The sequence below is a fragment of the Prescottella defluvii genome, from assembly GCF_000738775.1.
In the GTDB taxonomy this organism is placed as follows: Bacteria; Actinomycetota; Actinomycetes; order Mycobacteriales; family Mycobacteriaceae; genus Prescottella; species Prescottella defluvii.
In genome coordinates this window covers 1-2,267 of record NZ_JPOC01000109.1, presented here as the reverse complement: position 1 = coordinate 2,267, position 2,267 = coordinate 1, and the positions used below count along the sequence as shown (strand labels likewise).

3 protein-coding genes are annotated in these 2,267 nt (G+C 64.0%); all 3 read right to left on the bottom strand.

Translation table 11 applies throughout. The annotated features are described in order from the left end of the window. Nucleotides 1-20: 20 nt before the first annotated feature. Nucleotides 21-569: a ferritin gene (locus tag IJ15_RS0123890; protein ID WP_031940834.1), complete on the bottom strand. Its 549-nt coding sequence runs from the start codon at nucleotides 567-569 to the stop codon at nucleotides 21-23. Between the two features lie 164 nt (nucleotides 570-733). Beyond that, nucleotides 734-1,279, bottom strand: coding sequence for a ferritin (locus IJ15_RS0123885; RefSeq protein ID WP_031940833.1), 546 nt, complete (start codon nucleotides 1,277-1,279; stop codon nucleotides 734-736). 73 nt (nucleotides 1,280-1,352) lie between these two features. After that, on the bottom strand, nucleotides 1,353-2,267 hold a 915-nt coding region (locus IJ15_RS0123880), incomplete at its 5' end, for an LCP family protein (protein WP_031940832.1).

Here is a 2,267-nt window from a genome sequence, read left to right as displayed (position 1 = left end):
AACGTCATGACCCGCAACAGCTAGATGCTGCCGCCCGCGACGGGCGGTGCGCCGGAGGCGTCGTCGACGCTGTCCATCTCGCGGGCCACGAAATCCTCGAGGTCGAACAGGTTGGAGCCGGCACGTTCGGCGATGGTCAGCAGAGTGGTCATGCGTGCGACCTCCTCGACCTGTTCCTTGAGGAACCACTGCATGAACTGTTCACCCAGGTAGTCGCCGTCGTCGCGTGCCGTGCGGGCGAGGGTGACGATCTGCTCGGTGACCGCCTTCTCCTGCGCGAGCGCGAGCGCGATCGGCTCGTGCGCATTCTCGAAGTGGCACTTGGCGGGGTCGACACCGGTCAGTTCCACCGTGATGCCTCGGTCCAGGAAGTACTGGATGATCATCATCGCGTGGTTGCGTTCCTCGTTGCCCTGCTTGTAGAAGTGCCGGGCCAACTGGGGGAGATCCGCGTTGTCGAAATAGACCGCGGTCGCCAGGTACTGATGCGAGGCGTTGAATTCGTTGCGGATCTGGTCGTGGAGAAGTGCGTGGAATTTCGTCCGATGTGAATCGTCTGAGGCACTCATGCGTCAAAGATATCGCTGGTCGGGTGGAACTGTCATCCAAGCGTGGCCTTATTGAGGCAAGTATGGCCTCAATAAGTGCTTGCTAATTTAGGTTGGGCTGCCCTCAAAATGAGAGTGCCGCAATTGTCTTTCGGGCGACAATTGCGGCACACGTTCGAAATCGGTCAGGCTCCGGCGCCCGCGATCCTCGGGGCGGTGGAGTCCGCGGTCACGGCCGAACTCATCTCCCGAGCCACGAAGTCCTCGATGTTGAAGAGGTTGTCGCCGGCGCGATCGACGATGGTCAGGAGCGTTGTCATGCTCGCGACCTCCTCGACCTGTTCCTTGAGGAACCACTGCATGAATTGCTCGCCCAGGTAGTCGCCGGTGTCGCGGGCGGTGCGGGCGAGCCGGGTGATCTGCTCGGTGACCTTCTTCTCCTGCGCGACCGCGAGTGCGACCGGCTCGCGGACCGACTCGAACTCGGTGACTACGGCATCGATGCCGGGCACGACCACCGGCAGGTCGTTGTCGATGAGGTACTGGATCATCATCATCGCGTGATCGCGTTCCTCGGCGGACTGGCGGTAGAAGCGGTCCGCGAGCTGCGGCAGATCGTGGGAATCGAAGTACACGGCGACGGCGACGTACTGCTGCGAGGCCGTGAATTCATTTCGGATCTGGTTCTGCAACAGTCGGTGGAAATCGTTCGTGTGCGCCGCTTCAGTCATGCACCGAACATTACCGCCCGCAAAGGAGATCGGACCCGCTGCGGCGCCGGGAAAGCGTCTACAGCGATGAATATCACGGTGCGCCGGTCAGAAGTGTCTGCGGAACCGGACGATCATTTGCAAGCGCATCGAAGAACTCCGTGGCCTTTTCCCGATCCCACAGGAGGACGTCGCCCGATCCGGCGACGACATCGAATCCGCCGACCGGCACCGTGGTGGTGACCATCTTGCCGCGCAGGCCCCATGCGAGCCCGGCGAGATTCCACAGGTGGTCACCGCTGCCGACCTGCAGGGAGCCGGCCACCTTCGACATCGTCGGCCACAGCCGCAACGGATTGATCAGCGTCGTGGGCGAGGTGACCTTCTCCAGCAGGGCGCTCATGAACGCGCGCTGGTTGTTCATCCGGTCCAGGTCGGCCATCGCGGTGGCCCGGGTGCGCACGAATCCGAGAGCCTCGGGACCGGTCAGTTCCTGGCAGCCCTCGGACAGGTTGATGCCGGCGAGGGGGTCGTCGATCGGGTACGGCACACACATGTCGACGCCGCCGAGGGCGTCGACGATGCCCGCGAAGCCGCCGAAGCCGATCTCCGCGTAGTGGTCGATGTACAGGCCGGTGGCCTCCTCGACGGTCTGCACCAGCAGTTCCGGGCCGCCGTTGTTGAAAGCGGCGTTGATCTTGCCGCGGCCCATGCCGGGGATGTTCACGTAGGAGTCGCGGGGGATCGACACCATCGTGGTGGCGCCGCTCTTCGGGATGTGCACGAGCATGATCGTGTCGGTGCGTGTGCCGCCCTCGTCGCCGCCGGTCGACAGCTGCTGCTCCTGCTCGGGCGTCAGGCCCGCGCGGCTGTCCGAACCGACCAGTAGCCAGTTGGTGCCGGGGGTGTCGCCGATCCGGCCCGGGTAGTCGGCGAGGGCGTCGACGCGGTTCAGCTTGGTGTCGAGGAAGACCACACCGCCGATCGATGCGACCAGGAGCACGACGAG